This is a genomic window from Aquirufa sp. OSTEICH-129A (assembly GCF_054558355.1).
This window is the reverse complement of sequence record NZ_JBPXKC010000003.1, coordinates 346758-362899: the sequence shown is the minus strand read 5'-3', so window position 1 is coordinate 362899 and position 16142 is coordinate 346758. Positions and strand designations below refer to the sequence as shown.

11 protein-coding genes are annotated in these 16142 nt (G+C 39.3%); 8 read left to right on the top strand and 3 right to left on the bottom strand.

Annotated features, from left to right (window positions below; genetic code table 11):
* Window positions 1-45: 45 nt before the first annotated feature.
* Together SKC36_RS08000 and SKC36_RS07995 are read left to right on the top strand one after the other, a co-directional pair.
* On the top strand, window positions 46-1521 hold the full coding sequence (locus SKC36_RS08000) for a phytoene desaturase family protein (RefSeq protein WP_459465563.1): 1476 nt from the start codon (window positions 46-48) through the stop codon (window positions 1519-1521).
* Window position 1522: 1 nt separating this feature from the next.
* Window positions 1523-2353, top strand: coding sequence for a phytoene/squalene synthase family protein (locus SKC36_RS07995; RefSeq protein WP_459465562.1), 831 nt, complete (start codon window positions 1523-1525; stop codon window positions 2351-2353).
* 77 nt (window positions 2354-2430) lie between these two features.
* Here SKC36_RS07995 and SKC36_RS07990 read toward each other — a convergent pair whose 3' ends face one another.
* Entirely contained in the window at window positions 2431-4788 is a 2358-nt protein-coding gene (locus tag SKC36_RS07990) for a M1 family metallopeptidase (protein ID WP_459453331.1), read from the bottom strand.
* Window positions 4789-4964: 176 nt separating this feature from the next.
* Between SKC36_RS07990 and xylA the strand changes: the two genes are divergently transcribed.
* From xylA to SKC36_RS07975, 3 genes are read left to right on the top strand one after another with little or no spacing between them, the layout of a single operon-like run.
* Window positions 4965-6293 carry a xylose isomerase gene (xylA, locus tag SKC36_RS07985; protein WP_459453332.1) on the top strand — a complete coding sequence of 443 codons (1329 nt, stop codon included), beginning with the start codon at window positions 4965-4967 and terminating at the stop codon, window positions 6291-6293.
* A gap of 4 nt (window positions 6294-6297) precedes the next feature.
* The gene (locus SKC36_RS07980) at window positions 6298-9003 is read left to right on the top strand and encodes a glycosyl hydrolase (protein WP_459465561.1); all 2706 of its coding nucleotides are present in this window, start codon (window positions 6298-6300) and stop codon (window positions 9001-9003) included.
* Window positions 9000-9659 carry a DNA alkylation repair protein gene (locus SKC36_RS07975; RefSeq protein WP_459465560.1) on the top strand — a complete coding sequence of 220 codons (660 nt, stop codon included), beginning with the start codon at window positions 9000-9002 and terminating at the stop codon, window positions 9657-9659. The genes SKC36_RS07980 and SKC36_RS07975 overlap by 4 nt, the downstream gene beginning before the upstream one ends.
* Before the next feature lie 62 nt (window positions 9660-9721).
* On the opposite strand, the gene SKC36_RS07970 is transcribed toward SKC36_RS07975, so the two are convergent.
* Complete coding sequence (locus tag SKC36_RS07970; protein ID WP_459453335.1) at window positions 9722-11554, bottom strand: glycosyltransferase; 1833 nt, start codon at window positions 11552-11554, stop codon at window positions 9722-9724.
* Between the two features lie 11 nt (window positions 11555-11565).
* Window positions 11566-12507, bottom strand: coding sequence for a N(4)-(beta-N-acetylglucosaminyl)-L-asparaginase (locus tag SKC36_RS07965; RefSeq protein WP_459465559.1), 942 nt, complete (start codon window positions 12505-12507; stop codon window positions 11566-11568).
* Window positions 12508-12624: 117 nt separating this feature from the next.
* On the opposite strand from SKC36_RS07965, the gene SKC36_RS07960 reads away from it, so the two are divergent.
* The 3 genes from SKC36_RS07960 (at window position 12625) to SKC36_RS07950 (ending at window position 16106) form a co-directional block, all read left to right on the top strand.
* Window positions 12625-15078 carry a penicillin acylase family protein gene (locus tag SKC36_RS07960; protein WP_459465558.1) on the top strand — a complete coding sequence of 818 codons (2454 nt, stop codon included), beginning with the start codon at window positions 12625-12627 and terminating at the stop codon, window positions 15076-15078.
* 2 nt (window positions 15079-15080) lie between these two features.
* Window positions 15081-15449, top strand: a complete 369-nt coding sequence (locus tag SKC36_RS07955) for a hypothetical protein (RefSeq protein ID WP_459453338.1) — start codon at window positions 15081-15083, stop codon at window positions 15447-15449.
* 75 nt (window positions 15450-15524) lie between these two features.
* Window positions 15525-16106, top strand: coding sequence for an OmpH/Skp family outer membrane protein (locus tag SKC36_RS07950; RefSeq protein WP_459465557.1), 582 nt, complete (start codon window positions 15525-15527; stop codon window positions 16104-16106).
* Window positions 16107-16142: the final 36 nt, after the last annotated feature.

Here is a 16142-nt window from a genome sequence, read left to right as displayed (position 1 = left end):
TTCAAAAGATGGTTATATTTGTTTAGGTTCGACTAAATGGAAAGAATGAAAAAGAAAAAGGTAATTGTCATTGGTGCAGGTTTTTCAGGAATTTCGGCAGCTACGGCTTTGGCTGACAAGGGATATGAGGTTCAGGTTTTAGAAAAAAATGCTGAGCCAGGGGGTAGAGCTCGCGTTTTTCGAGAGCAAGGATTTGTATTTGATATGGGGCCAAGCTGGTATTGGATGCCGGATATATTTGAGACTTATTTTGGGAAATTTGGTAAAAAGCCTTCGGATTATTACCATTTAAAACGATTGGATCCTTCTTATTCCGTAATATTATCTGACTCAGAAGTTATTGATATACCTGCGGATTTAGCAGGCATTAAGTCCATGTTTGAATCCTATGAAGAGGGGGCTTCGGCTCAATTGGATAAATTTTTGCATCAAGCAGCGTATAAATACCGCGTAGGTATTCAAGATTTCGTGTGGCGTCCTTCCCTAAAGATTTCCGAATTTTTGAGCATCAAAATACTTATTGATGCCATTCGAATGGATGTGTTTTCTTCTTTTTACAAGCATATTCGTAAATTTTTTAAGTCGAGTACCCTCTTAAAATTGATGGAATTCCCCATTTTATTTTTAGGAGCAATTTCACAAAATACCCCTGCTATGTATAGTTTGATGAATTATGCAGAAATAACCATGGGAACCTGGTACCCCTTGGGTGGTATGCATCAAATTGTCAAAGGAATGGTAGCTTTAGCTGAGGAAAAGCAGGTAAAATTCACCTATAATGCTGAAGTGACAGGTTTTGAAATTGTCAATAATCATGTTCGAGGTGTAAAGACAGCCAATGGCTTAATGGAGGCAGACATGGTGGTAGCAAGTGCTGATTACCATTGGGTGGAACAGTTATTGGGTGATGATTTTAGGAATTATAACGAAGAGTATTGGGATAAACGCGTAATGGCTCCTTCGTCTTTGTTGTTTTATTTAGGTATTTCTAAACGTTTACCGAAGTTGAAACATCATAACTTATTTTTTGACCGTGATTTTTCAGTGCATTCCCACGAGATTTATACTGAACCTTCTTGGCCTTCAGATCCATTATTTTATGCCAGTGCTCCTTCGGTAACTGACCCAAGTGTAGCCCCTGAGGGATGCGAGAATCTGTTTTTGTTGATTCCTGTAGCTCCTAATTTAGAAGATACAGAGGCGCATCGTGAAAATTATTTTCACCAGTTAATGGATCGTTTAGAAGCATATTGTGGAGAAAATATTCGGGATTTTATAGTCTACAAGCGTTCCTATGCGCATCAGGATTTTATGTCGGACTACCATGCATTCAAGGGCAATGCTTATGGTTTAGCGAATACTTTATTACAAACAGCTATTCTAAAACCTAGTCTGAAAAATAAAAAACTGGACAATTTATATTACACTGGTCAGCTCACAGTGCCTGGCCCTGGCGTTCCTCCTTCATTGATTTCAGGCTTGGTGGTAGCTAATGAGGTAGATAAATCCCTAAAAAAATAGCATGACCCAGATAGATTTATATCAACGTGTTTCTTTGGCATGTTCTAAATTATTGACGAATGCCTATTCAACTTCTTTTTCATCCGGCATTAAGACTCTGTCTAGTCGATTTCACGATCCCGTATATGCGATTTATGGATTCGTACGCTTGGCGGATGAAATTGTAGATACTTTTCATGAGCACGATAAAAAAGTGCTTTTTGAACGTTTTAAGAAGGATACCTATTGGGCACTTGAGGAAAAAATCAGTTTGAATCCTATTCTAGAATCTTTTCAAAGTGTGTATCATGAGTTTGGCATGGAGCAAGAATTAGTGGATGCTTTTTTATATTCCATGGAGTTGGATTTATTTGAGACTAACTACGATGAAGCTGGGTATAAAAGATATATTTATGGCTCAGCAGAGGTAGTTGGCTTGATGTGTTTACATGTTTTTTGTCAAGGGGATAAAGTACAATATCACTCATTAAGGGACGATGCTTGTGCCTTGGGTTCAGCATTTCAAAAAATCAATTTTTTACGTGATATCAAATCAGATTTTGATGAACGAGGTCGGGTTTATTTCCCAGGAGTCGATTATTTGACCATGACGGAGAACGATAAAAAAGCCATTGAGGCTGATATTCAACTGGACTTTGACGCTGGATTGCGTGGTATCAATCGACTTCCTCAAGAGGCCAAAAATGGAGTTTTGTTGGCCTATTTATACTACACCCGTTTATTTGAGCATATAAAACAGGCACCACTTCAATTAATCAAAGAAGAACGTGTTCGAGTTCCAGACCTAGAGAAGTTATGGATTTTTGTTAAACTAAAATGTGGTTTAGCCTAATTCCATTTTGTAAGATTAGCATAAAAAAAATGTCAACCACTAGGGTTGACATTTTTCATTTTAACCAAATCAGTCAATTAATTTTTTGAACCTGTCACTGCTCCTGCCGCTTTTTTAGCATTTTGAGCTTCTTGCATAGGGTTGGCCTGACCTGCTCCGTAGCTTCTTGGTTGAGCCTTAAACAATTGAACTCGAGTAGGTTGTACAGGCTCCCTTGGGAATGCGTTATCATCCGTATCGATATCCGCAATTTCATAGTAAGGGTCTAAAGTCCACTTAGCTACTTTCTTGCTAGTTGGAATGATTTTCTTCGCTTGAACATCATTTAATCTCCAAATTTCTGCAGGAAAACGAAGTACTTCTTCTGTTCCATCCTCAAAAGTCAATTTAACAATGACCGGCATAGGTAAACCTCCCTTATTTTTAAAATTGACTACATAGAAGTTTTTACCCTCTGCTACTAATTTTCTTTCATCATCTGATAAGGAAGCCAGGTAATCTTGGTATTTCTTTTTTTCCGCATCTGAAGTTGCAAAGCGGTCATAGCTATTGTAAAAGTCCTTCATATCAGGTTCTTTTTCCACCACCGTTTCTTTGATATCTGTTTTGTTTCGGATATTAGAAATGGTCTCTCTTTTAGCTGTAAAATCAGCTTTATCCTTGGCCTTTTTGGCAATAGGATCTTGGTTGTCAATTCCATACCATTCTACGGTTTCAATCGATTGGTTAACAGGCTCTGTTCCATAGAACCAACCTCTCCAGAACCAATCTAAATCAACTCCAGAGGCATCTTCCAAAGTACGGAAAAAATCAGCTGGATAGGGTTGTTTGAATGCCCATCTACGAGCGTATTCTTTGAAGGCATAATCAAATAATTCTCGACCCATAACTGTCTCACGCAAAATGTTCAAAGCCGCGGCAGGTTTGGCATAGGCATTGTTTCCAAAATCCATGATGTTTTCTGAGTTCGCCATGATCGGAACTTGATTTTTAGAATCTAAACGCATGTAGGGAACAATGCTTTGAGCTTCTCCTCTTCTAGCTGGGAAATTTCTATCCCACTCTTGCTCTGCTAAATATTGGCAGAAAGTATTTAATCCTTCATCCATCCAAGACCATTGTCTTTCATCTGAATTGATGATCATTGGGAAGAAATTATGGCCAACTTCGTGGATAATAACCCCAATCATACCATTCTTCACATTTTCTGAATAGGTACCATCTGCTTCAGGACGACCGCCATTAAATGAAATCATAGGGTATTCCATTCCGCCTCCCAAGGTAGCATGACAAGAAATGGCTACAGGATAAGGATAGGCTACGGTTCTTTTGGAATAAGAACGCAGGGTGTGGGCTACGACCATGGTGGAGTATTTCCCCCAAAGTGGATTTCCTTCTTTGGAATAGTAGGACATGGCCCAAACTTTTTTACCTTCTACATCCACTTGCATGGCATCCCAAATGAATTTACGGGAAGCTGTAAAGGCAAAATCACGCACATTGTCTGCCTTATAAATCCAAGTTTTTTTACCTGTCGGTTTACCTTTTTCCGCTAACTCTGCTTCTTCCTGATTCACGATTTCTACTGGACGAGTAGCTGTTTTGGCCTTTTCCCAACGTTTTAACTGGGTAGCGCTCATCACTTGATTTGGATTCAATAATTCTCCTCCAGCACCTACTACCATGTCATTGGGCGCAGTGATGGCTACTTTATAGTTTCCGAAGTTCAGGGTGAATTCTCCCTGACCTAAAAACTGTTTGTGTTGCCATCCGTAGACATCATTGTAAACGGCCATTCTTGGGAACCAGTGAGCAATGAAATAATTGGCGTTACCATCTTTTGCAAAAAATTCATAGCCAGAACGGCCATAATATTCAGTGATTAAATAATTCCAATCAATTGCAAAACTCACGCTAGCCCCAGATTTAACCGGTGTAGGTAAGTCGATCCGCATCATTGTCTGATTGATGGTATAGCGCAAAGCATTTCCTTTGATGTCTTTTACAGCAGTGATTTTATAGCCGTAACTTTTAGGATCTGTTAATTCTTTAAACGCCGCTGCTGAAATACCATTTTTAATGTCGCCAGTTTTAGTGGTATTACCTGCTGCCCCTTTTTCAAATAAGTTTTGGTCTAATTGTAACCACAAATAGGGCAATTCATCTGGTGAATTATTGAAATAGGTGATTGTTTCAGAACCGGTGATTTTTCTATTGATATCATCTAGTTCAACTTTAATATCATAATCTGCACGCTGCTGCCAATAATCTTTACCGGGTGAGCCACTGGCTGTACGGTAGGAATTGGGTGTGGGCAAAATTGATTCTAATTGTTCGAATCGACCGTTTGCATTATAAGTACCTGTGGAAGATTGACCCAAAACAGAATGGGAAAAAAGTCCTAAAAGGAGGAAGAAAAATAGTTTTTTTGTCATTGATGAGCTCTTTTTTTTCAAAAATAGAAAAAAGATTTTACTCTTTGTTCATCTATTTTTAAGCCTTCGTTGATTATCAGGCAGGACAGACTAAAAAAAAAGGATAGATTGCTATTTTAGTCTTAGGTAGATTTTGTAGTTTTGAAGCTTATAGATATAATTTAAACTGTTGAACCATGAGTGTGATTATAGGCCAAAAAGAATATTTCAAAGGCATCGAAAAAATTAAATTTGAAGGAGTTGATTCTGATAATCCTTTAGCATTTCGTTACTATGATGAAAATAGAATAGTAGCGGGTAAAACCATGAAGGAGCACCTTCGTTTTGCTATTGCGTATTGGCACTCTTTTTGTGGAGATGGTTCAGACCCATTTGGACCAGGCACGCATCACTATCCATGGGATGTAGCATCTGATCCTCGTCAGCGCGCGGCAGATAAAGCTGATGCAGCATTTGAATTTATTACCAAAATAGGTGCACCATTTTATTGTTTCCACGACGTGGATGCTATCGACCAGTCGAATGATCCGAAAGAATTCAGCAGTCGTGTGCAATACATATCCGATATTTTTGCCAAGAAACAAGCGGAAAGTGGTGTTCAATTACTTTGGGGAACGGCCAATTTGTTCTCAAATGAGCGGTATATGAACGGTGCAGCGACCAATCCAAATTTTGAAGTAGTGGCCCATGCGGGTGCTCAGTTAAAATCAGCGATTGATGCAACGATAAAATTAGGAGGTCGTGGTTATGTTTTCTGGGGAGGTAGAGAAGGTTACATGTCATTATTAAACACAGACATGAAACGCGAGCGTGAGCACTTTGCTCGAATGTTGCATACTTGTGTGGAATATGCTCGTAGAAATGGATTTAAGGGTAAATTCTTTATTGAACCAAAACCTTGTGAGCCAACTAAGCATCAATATGATTATGATTCAGCTACGGTGATTGGTTTCTTGAGAGAGTTTGATTTGCTTTCTGAATTTGGATTGAATTTAGAGGTTAACCATGCTACTTTAGCTGGACATACTTTTGCACATGAGTGCCAAGTAGCCTCTGATAATGGAATGCTAGCTTCGATGGATGCTAACCGCGGAGATTATCAAAATGGTTGGGATACTGACCAATTCCCAACGGATATTTATGAATGGGCTGAAGCTATGGCCATCGTATTACGTCAAGGTGGTTTAGCTGGAGGAGGAATTAACTTTGATGCGAAGCGTCGTAGAAATTCAACCGATGCGGCTGATTTATTCTATGCTCACGTAGGTGGAATGGATACCATTGCTCGTGCCTTATTGATCGCTGATAAGATTTTAACTCACGGAGAAATGGATCGTTTGAAAGCGGCTCGTTATGCCAGCTTTGATTCAGGTAAAGGTGCGGAATTTGAGCAAGGAAAATTGAAATTGGAAGACTTATATCAAATTGCCACTGAAATTGGTGAGCCAGCCTTGATATCAGGTAAGCAAGAATATTTAGAAAATTTATTGGGCAGATTTGTCTAAGAAAATGAAGAAAATTCTCTTTTTATTGCTGTTGATTGGCAGCAATGTTAAAGCAGCAGGGCCGAAAGACCCTGCTCTTTTTTCAAGTGCCAAACCCTGGGCATATTGGTGGTGGCCTGGAAATGCTGTTTCTGAAAAAGGAATTACGCATAACTTGGAGGCTTTTTCTAAAGCAGGTTTTGGGGGCTTACATATCATTCCTATTTACGGAGCTAAAGGTTATGAGAAGCAATTTTTGAATTACCTAAGTCCAGAGTGGAATAGTAAATTTGCATTTGTCTTGAAGGAAGCCAAAAGGTTACACTTGGGGATTGATTTAACCTTAGGAACCGGCTGGCCGTATGGAGGACCCCAAATTGGAGCATCTGAAGCGGCCAAATCCTATAAAATTCAACAAATAACTTTATCTGAAGGAGAAAAATTAGCTCCAATTTCCCCCACGCTTGATAAATTTCCCAATGCTAAATTGGTATCCATCACCGCTTATCAAGCTAAGAATTTTCAAGAAGATTTATGGCCGTTATATCAACAGGGCCAACTAGCCAACTGGAAAGCCAAAGTCTCTAATACCGTTGTTTATTTGTTTTACCAGACATTAACCCAACAAAAGGTGAAACGCGCCGCTCCGGGTGGAGAAGGTTTGGTCATGGATCATTTTTCTCAAGAAGCTTGGGATGTTTATAAACAACCATTCGCGGCTGTCTTAAAAAAGTCGCATGCCCCCTTAAGAGCCATTTATACCGATTCTTATGAAGTTTATGGAGCAAACTTTAGTCCTCGTTTATTTGATGAATTTAAGCGCATAAACGGCTACGATTTACGCCATTATTTACCCGTTTTGGCAGAAGCAAAAGCAGAAGGCGAATTCCAAAACCAAGTTTGGGCGGATTATCACCGTACCTTAGCTGATTTATTGTTAAATCAGTTTACCAAACCTTGGGCACAATGGATTAAAAGTCAAGGATTTATAAGTCGGGATCAAGCACATGGATCCCCTGGAAATTTAATTGATTTATATGCCTCAGTGGACATTCCTGAAACCGAGTTTTTTGGAAGTAAGCCCTATACCATTCCAGGGTATCGCATTGATCCTGATTATGATAGCGTTCGATTTGGAATACCTGACCTAAGAAATATCAAATTGGCTTCTTCGGCAGCTGATATCATGGGTAAAAAACTAGTTTCTTGTGAAACAGCTACTTGGTTAGGAAACCATTTTAAAGTTTCATTGGCTCAAGTAAAACCCATCATTGATGAAGTTTTTATTGGTGGAGTCAACCATGTTTTCTACCATGGTGCTACCTATTCACCACCCGAAGTAGCTTGGCCAGGTTGGTTATTTTATGCTAGTACCAATTTTAACCCACAAAGTCATTTTTGGGGTGCATTGCCCGAATTGAACAAGTATATTGAGACATGTCAAACAATGTTGCAGAAGTACCCGACCGACGCTGACTTGCTCTTGTATTTTCCCATGGAAGATATTTGGCATCAAAGAAATGCATCCGGTAAAACCCATGCGCTGGATTTGCATGCCAATAGTCGGGATTGGATGATTCAAACCCCATTTGGTAAGTGGTCCAATGCCTTACAAAACCGTGGTTTTCAGGTAGATTATGTATCTGATCATTTACTTAGCACTTTACAGGTAGTAGCTCCAAAGAGATGGAAGGCCCCTTCGGGTAATACTTATAAGATGTTATTAATTCCTCCTAGTACCCATTTATCCTTGGAAACTATGGAATTATTAGCCGGATGGGTTAAGCAGGGTATGCCCGTTTATTTTTTAGAACATATTCCCTCAGTGCCTAGTACTTGGAATTATTCAGATGAACAAAAGGAGCGCTGGAATAAGGCCCGAGAAAGTTTTCTATTAAAGGTATTATCTGATCCTGCTGATGCCTTAACTCGTCACGCTGTCAGTAAGGAAACGATGGCCGAGCAAGGGCTTTCTTTTATCCGTAAAAGGACGGAAAACGGTTTTGCTTATTTTGTTAGCAATTTATCCCATCAGTTTTCAGAGGGAAATATTTCCCTAGCAAAATCTGGTTCGAGCCTTGAACTTTTGAATCCATTGACACTGGAGTTGAAGAAAATTAAATTACCGAAATCTAAAGTTTTAAACTTAGTCTTGGCGCCAGGTGAAAGCCGGATTATCAAGGTGTCAAATACTTTTAAAGGAGGGGAAATTCAAGCTTTGTTAGAAAAACAAGAAGTCCTTATCCAGCCTAAGGGTAACATACAAGTAGATTTTTTACATGGTTCGCCCTTTTTACCTCCTTCCCTTAAAATGAAGGAATTAGGCTATTGGACGAAGGACTCATCTACGCATCAATTTAGTGGCTCTGCGAAATACTCCTTTGATTTTTCTTTAAGTGCGGAAGAATTAAAATCAGCTAAAATCCTTCATTTTGATCAGGTTAGAGATTGGGTAAAGGTGCGGTTAAATGGAAAAGATGTAGGAATAGTTTGGTCAATTCCATTTCAATTAAAGCTTCCTGCAGGAATATTGAAAGAAGAAAACCACATCGAATTGGAAGTAACCAATGTATCAGCTAATCGAATCCGCCAGTTGGATAAAGAGGGAGGGAAATGGAAAAATTTCTATGAGATTAATTTTGTGGACATTCGATATAATCCTTTTGATGCTTCTAATTGGCCCATAACGGACAGTGGCCTGCAAGGTAACATCTATTTTAGTAATCGATGAATGCTCCATTAGCCCACTTATCTGAGCATATGCATGCCCATGCCCAGGAAGAAAATTCGTTCTGGATGAGGAAATACATGCGGGATCAATTCCCATTTTTAGGGATTAAGAAACCGCTGAGGCATCAAATTCTCCAGGCATGGTACAAGCAGGAAGGTAAAGGTTTAGATTGGTTTGTGGTAGCCAATGAATTATTTCAAATGAGGGAACGAGAATTTCAATACCTCGCATTGGATTACCTCTTATTGGAGAAAAAACAATGGGATGATCGAATTCCCGAATTAGTGGAAAATTGGATTGGAAATCAATCCTGGTGGGATGTTGTAGATGTTTTGGGACCACATGTTATGGGGCATTATTTATTGAAAAATCCTGCTCAACGAGATTTTTGGATTAGTCGTTGGATGTCATCAGGTAATTTTTGGCTTCAACGGGTTTGTGTTTTGTTTCAGCTGACGTATAAGCAAAAGACCGATATTGCCTTATTATCCAGCATCATTTTGGAACTTTCTCGGGAGAAAGAATTTTTCATCCAAAAAGCTATCGGTTGGTCATTAAGACAATATGCTCGAGTGGATGGTATTTGGGTGAAAGATTTTGTTAAATCCCATGAATTGGCCGCCTTGAGCAGGAGGGAAGCTTTAAAGCATTTATAGAAAAAGCCTTGTCGGAATGATTCTATTCTGACAAGGCTTTTAAAATGAAATGGCATCAGTGATTATGCCTTATTCCTTTTTTTCATTAGGGCCAATTCGTGGGCTGTATCATAATAGCTACGTAAATTGGACCAATCAAAGGTATCCGCAATACTCTCTACGCGGTTTCTTTGCGTAATTCTTTCCCTTTGAGATTGTTGGGTAAATTTGAATAAATTGTTGGCCAATTGTTCCACCGACTCTTGGTAAGTTTGGCTTTTACGATTCACTACGCTTACGCCCCATTGCTCATAATCTCGCATGATTTGCATGATATAATCCCCAAAGCCAGATAAGTCGGAAGTAACAGTAGGCACTCCTCTAGCCATACATTCTAATGGAGTATAACCCCATGGTTCATAATAACTTGGGAATACACCTAAATGACAGCCTCGTACAAACTGACTGTAATCTAAACCAAATAATGGATTCGTAGAAACAATAAAATCAGGGTGATAAACAATCTTGACTTTATCATCTGGGTTATTCAATAAATTGGTGCGATGCAGATTGCGGATGATGTCATCTTCTTGTTTCAATAAGTGAGTAACCACTTTAGGACGAGAACCAGATTTCCAAGTTTGAACTGTTCTTCTAAGACGAAGTCGCCAATATTCATCAACAAAATTGTTTAAATCAGGTAATTGTAGGTTGTTGGAAGAAGCAGCTGCTAAAAATAGTTTTTCCCCTACTTCTTTTTCAATGGCTGAGCAGTTCTCTCGAATTTCATTTAATACGGCACGTGAATGCAATACTTCTGGATCAATGGAATGGTATGGCTGCTTGGTGACAAAAAACATTACCACCGTTTTCTTGGAGCCAATGTCCTTCATTTTTTGATTTAACAAGGCGAGTGCATCAAGCGTTAAATCGTATCCTTTATTGCTATATTCGAATCGACCAGAGGTAAATAAGTAGAGGGTTTGATCCAGGTCAAATGCTTGACTTTGGAAAAAATGCCCCATGACAAATTCAGATAAATTCTGCTTGTATTTGGAATGCAAATTTTGATGCTCATGCAAGGCTGCGAAGCGTTGGATATTCAATCCATTTGGCAAGATCAATTCAGGTATTCGACCCAAAAAATATTGACATTCTTTGGCCGTGATATCACTGACGGTAGTCAAAACGTCTGCTTTTTGAGCGGCATGTCTTTCAAAGCTAGCTTGAGCTTCAATGCCATAATTAACGGCTTCTTTATACCAGTCAAATGTATCTATGACATCATAAAAATTGGGAACATTGCCGGCGAGGTAACGCCCTAACATGGTAGCATGTGTCGTGAATACCGTTGAAATTTTTACTTTATCTTTCTTTAAATCAGGTAAACAAGTGGAAGCCATCCATTCATGAAAATGAACGATTAGGTCTTTTTTATTCTGATTTTCTTGTGCCCATTTCGTGATGAATAGTCGGATTAATTCCCCCAAAGCAATGGTTTGGTTTACTAATTCTTCTACTCCTAAGGTGGAGATTTTATGGTTTTCCCAAATTCTACCTTTGATGGCATTTATTTGTTCATAAATGGAAGCTATGTCAAAGAGAATGATTTTTGGTTTACCGGTTATTAACCAATTACCATAATGCACTTGATATCCTTGCTCCCTCATCCACAAAATAGCCCTTTCCATTGGGGTGTCTTCCCCCACTGGTAGAGCCTCAAATTCAGCTGCAGCCGTTTGAGGAAAATAGGGGCCTAACAAGGCATAGTCATCTCCCCATTTTTCCACCATAGAAGGAACTTTGGTACGAATAACCGTATATATTCCACCAACTTGATTACATGTTTCCCAAGCTACTTCGACTAAGAATTTCTTTTTAACTACGGGCTTTCTTGTTTTAATTTCGTTCGTCATAGTGAAATGATTTAAGACATGTAAGAGGCACTTTCAATGACTTCCGTTTTTCCATTTTTGGTAATGGTGAAATTAAAGCCTTTTTGAATAGCATAAGCACCATATTCTCCTTTTTTATTCATGGCTAAATAGCCAACTTGAAATTCTTGGTATTTATATCGTTTAACTATCCGCATAATGGCTTCTTCACAAGCCTGCTGTGGACTTTTACCTTGTCTCATAAACTCGACAATCAGGAAAGAGCCCAATGTTTTCATCACAAATTCTCCGAGGCCAGTAGCACAGGCTCCACCCACTTCATCATCACAAAATACAGCTCCACCAATGATAGGAGAATCCCCCACGCGACCATGCATTTTAAAGGCCATGCCACTTGTGGAGCATGCCCCCGCTATTTCACCGGCTTTTCCTAAGGCTAACAAGCCGATGGTATCATGTCGTTCGATGTTGACTTTTGGCTCATATTTAGCTTGTTTCTTCCACTCAAGCCAAGCTTTTTTAGATTTTTCTGTCAATAAATTCTGCTTTTTGAAACCTTGCGACAGGGCGAATTCCAGAGCTCCAGCACCAGAAAGCATGACATGGGGTGTTTTTTCCATTACAGCCCTAGCTACCGAAATAGGATGTATGATGTGTTCAAGAAAGGTAACAGATCCGGCATTGCCCAGGTGATCCATGATACAAGCATCCAAGGTCACATGTCCATCTCGGTCTGGATATCCTCCATACCCCACCGTCGTTTCATTGGGGTCTGCCTCCGGTACCCAAGCACCCGCTTCTACACCATCCAAGGCTTTTCCTGTTTCCATGATTTTTTGATACCCCGCCTGGGTACCTTTTTCATTTTTCCAAGTAGCTATGATAATGGGTTCTGGGATGCTTTGCTGTTCTAATAAAGCAGGACTAGCAAGTCCTAAAATTCCTGTAGTTTTTAAAAATGATCTTCTTTTCATTCAATATTTATGGCCTCGCCCACTTAAGAATTAATTTTGTTTGTTGATTGAATAACAAATGTGTAAAATTGTCTTTCTAAATTAAAATAAAATCTTTGAATTTTCATCTTCAAATGAGTGCCCAACGCATCAATGAGACAATTTAAATCCTTTTTCCCTTTAATCGTAACCTTAATTTGGACTTATGCCTTGCATACCAATTGGGGCACCTTACCTCCGATGGGTAAATTACTAAGTCCTTTCCACGGATTCTGGGTCAATGCTGAGAAAGCAGATGCCTCGGAGCAAACGGAGGAGACCCTACAAATTCCTGGTTTAATTGAGCCTGTTCAAGTCTTGTACGATGAAATGGCTATTCCCCATGTTTTTGCTAAAAATGACCACGATTTATACTTGGCTCAGGGTTATTTAACAGCCAAAGATCGTTTGTGGCAAATGGAATTTCAAACCCATTTTGCTGGTGGAAGAATTTCGGAAATCGTCGGATCTAAAGGAATGGCCTCGGATCAATTTCAACGAAGAATGGGGGCTGTGTATGGTGCGGAGCAATCCTTAAAAGGTATGGTGGAAGATCCAGTGGCTAAAGCCTCGCTAGAAGCTTATACAGATGGAGTTAATGCTTATATAGAAAGCTTAAATGACCGAACATTACCCTTAGAATATAAATTATTGAATTATCGTCCTGAAAAATGGGCACCAATTAAAAGTGCCTTATTTTTAAAAAATATGTCATTTGTTTTGGCATCAGGTACGGATGATTTAAAGATGACTAATATTTTGAGAAAGTATGGTCGTGAAGTAGCCGAGCATTTATTCCCAAATTATCCCTTCGAAGAAAGTCCAATTATCCCCGAAGGGACTCCCTTAGATTTCAAGCCTTTGCCTATTCCGGCAGCTCCTGCAGATTTTATAGGTTTAGGAAGTACCATGAAAACTCCAGAAAAAGATCCGAATACGGGATCGAACAACTGGGCAGTAGCGGGGAATAAAACGATATCGGGAATGCCAATTTTAGCCAATGACCCCCATTTGACGCTTTCATTGCCTTCCATTTGGTATCAAATGCAATTGGTAGCACCAGGTATCAATGTTTATGGATCTACCATGCCAGGTTCACCCAATGTGATTGCCGGTTTTAATAAGAACATCGCTTGGGGAGTTACGAATGTGGGTTCGGATGTGTTGGATTGGTACCAAATTAAATTCAAAGATGCTTCTAAGCGAGAGTATTGGCATGATGGAAAATGGAAAAAAACGACCATGCGCATAGAGAGGTTTAAAGTAAGGGGGGAGGATGATTTTGTTGATACCGTGTTTTTCACGCACCATGGTCCGGTGGTTTATTTGAGTCACGAAAAACCATTCCGTTCGAATATACCGGTTGGACATGCTTTAAAGTGGATTGCCTTGGAAAAATCGAGCGAAGTTTCTGCTTTTTATCAGTTAAATCGTGCTGCCAATTATGAGGAATATAAAGCGGCTATTACCCATTTTTCTGCACCAGCGCAAAACTTTGTTTTTGCAAGTAATCAAGGAGATATTGCTCTTTGGGTCAATGGAAAATTCCCTTTAAAATCTCCTTTACAAGGTAAATATCTATTGGATGGAACGGATCCAGCAGCTGATTGGAAGGGCTATATTCCTCATGATCATGATCCGCATGTTAAAAACCCGCCTAGGGGATTTGTGAGCTCAGCAAATCAATTTTCGGTGGATAAAAGTTATCCGTATTATTTGGGCTGGCAGTTTGCTCCCTCTGAGCGTGGAAGAAGAATTAATGAGCGCTTAACAGCCATGAATAAAGCCACAGTTGATTCATTGAGGGGGCTGCAAAATGATAATTTTAATATCAGGGCCCGTAGATTATTGCCATTATTATTGCCTCATATTACCAATCCTAGTCCAGCCATGGCATCAGCCATCGATGTATTGAAGAAATGGGACTTGCAGAATTCGAAGGAATCCATTGGTGCTACTATTTTTGAAAATTGGGTGATTTTATTGCAGTCTTTCCTTTGGGATGATGAATTCAATAGTGATGAAAAGGCGCCTATGAATATTCCAACGGTGGATAGAACATTGAAATTGATCATCGAAGAACCGACAGCAATTTGGTGGGACAATGTGAAAACCAAGAATAAGAAGGAAAGTATGGATGATATCATTCGAACTTCTTTCCAAGCCAACGTAGATAGTTTAACTAAGCTACATGGACCATTAGGTGCTGATTGGGTTTGGTACAAACATAAGCAGACGGGTGTTCGTCATTTAATTCCAGGCATGGATGCCTTGAGCCGACTCAATATTCCCATTGGCGGAGGTGGTACCATAGTGAATGCTTCAACCACCAAAACAGGACCTTCTTGGAGATTGGTGGTTGAATTGTCTAAATCAGGAAATCCGAATGCCTATGGCGTTTATCCAGGCGGACAGTCAGGAAATCCGGGTAGTTCACATTATGATGATTTAATTGATACCTGGGCCAAAGGAGAGTTAAGACCCTTATTATTTTTGAATCAACCTGATCAAAAAACCAATCGAATTCGTAAAAAAATGATTTTAACTAAGTAATTATGGCACAGCGTAACGTGAGTACATCTTTTGCCCTTACTACAATTCTCATTTTGGTAATATTGGGCGCAATTGTTCAAATATATTTGCCTTGGTATGCCATGGGAATTGTGTTTGGAATAATTTCCTTCTTTTTGGCTTTACCAAGTAGATCGGCATTTTTAATTGGATTAGGGGCTGGATTTATCCTTTGGAGCGTTTCTGCGATTTGGATGGATAGCCAATTCCCAAGTACTTTGCCTTCACGCATGGCACAAATTTTACCTCTAGGTGGAAGTGTGCTGGCTTTATACTTGCTTACAGGTGTTTTTGGAGGTTTAACAGGGGCATTATGGTCCTGGGCAGGCTCAAAATTGAGAGGAAATCATTGAAAATTGTAATTTTTTAGGACAACTGAATAAGACCTTGTATCTTTGCGTCCTAGTCATTTTTAAACATTATACCCCGTGAAAAATCTTCATTATGCTTGGTTAGTAGTTTTAACTTTTGCAATTGCTTATTTGTATTTTAAACCATCAGGGTCTTCAGCAGGAATTGGAGCCACTACTTCTGACGGGAAGAGAATTGTATTCGTTAATTCAGATTCACTTTTGAATAATTATCAATTCTACAAAGACGCTCAAAAAGAGTTTGAAAATAAAGGATACCGTTTACAGGTTGATTTAGGTCAAAAAGAACGAGCACTTCAAGGTGAATTGCAAGCTATCCAACAACGTGCTTCTGCTATGACTCAAGCAGAATTGCAAGCGGCTGACATGACTTTAAAAAAGAAGGGTGCAGAATTGCAACAATATAGCCAGCAAAAGCAAGCTGAGTTAGGTCAAGAACAAGCTAAGAAAAACGAAGAGTTATATAATAACATTCGTGAGTATATCACCAAGGTGAACAAAGAGAACAAGTTTGAATTCGTTTTGGGTTATTCTAAACTAGGAGGCGGTATTTTATTTGCTGATGCTTCTGTGGATGTAACTCAAAAAATGATTGAAGGTTTGAACAAAGAATACGCTGCAAAAAAAGCGGGTAAGTAATCTTTTAAACGCTAAAAAGCCACGCAGTGCATCTGT

What these genes read in the sequence shown, in the direction of transcription:
- SKC36_RS07975 (WP_459465560.1), top strand. Translation starts at nt 9,000, where the DNA reads ATGAATGCTCCATTAGCCCACTTATCTGAGCATATGCATGCCCATGCC.
- SKC36_RS07965 (WP_459465559.1), bottom strand. Translation starts at nt 12,507, where the DNA reads ATGAAAAGAAGATCATTTTTAAAAACTACAGGAATTTTAGGACTTGCT.
- SKC36_RS07980 (WP_459465561.1), top strand. Translation starts at nt 6,298, where the DNA reads ATGAAGAAAATTCTCTTTTTATTGCTGTTGATTGGCAGCAATGTTAAA.
- SKC36_RS07990 (WP_459453331.1), bottom strand. Translation starts at nt 4,788, where the DNA reads ATGACAAAAAAACTATTTTTCTTCCTCCTTTTAGGACTTTTTTCCCAT.
- SKC36_RS07970 (WP_459453335.1), bottom strand. Translation starts at nt 11,554, where the DNA reads ATGACGAACGAAATTAAAACAAGAAAGCCCGTAGTTAAAAAGAAATTC.
- xylA (WP_459453332.1), top strand. Translation starts at nt 4,965, where the DNA reads ATGAGTGTGATTATAGGCCAAAAAGAATATTTCAAAGGCATCGAAAAA.
- SKC36_RS07995 (WP_459465562.1), top strand. Translation starts at nt 1,523, where the DNA reads ATGACCCAGATAGATTTATATCAACGTGTTTCTTTGGCATGTTCTAAA.
- SKC36_RS08000 (WP_459465563.1), top strand. Translation starts at nt 46, where the DNA reads ATGAAAAAGAAAAAGGTAATTGTCATTGGTGCAGGTTTTTCAGGAATT.
- SKC36_RS07955 (WP_459453338.1), top strand. Translation starts at nt 15,081, where the DNA reads ATGGCACAGCGTAACGTGAGTACATCTTTTGCCCTTACTACAATTCTC.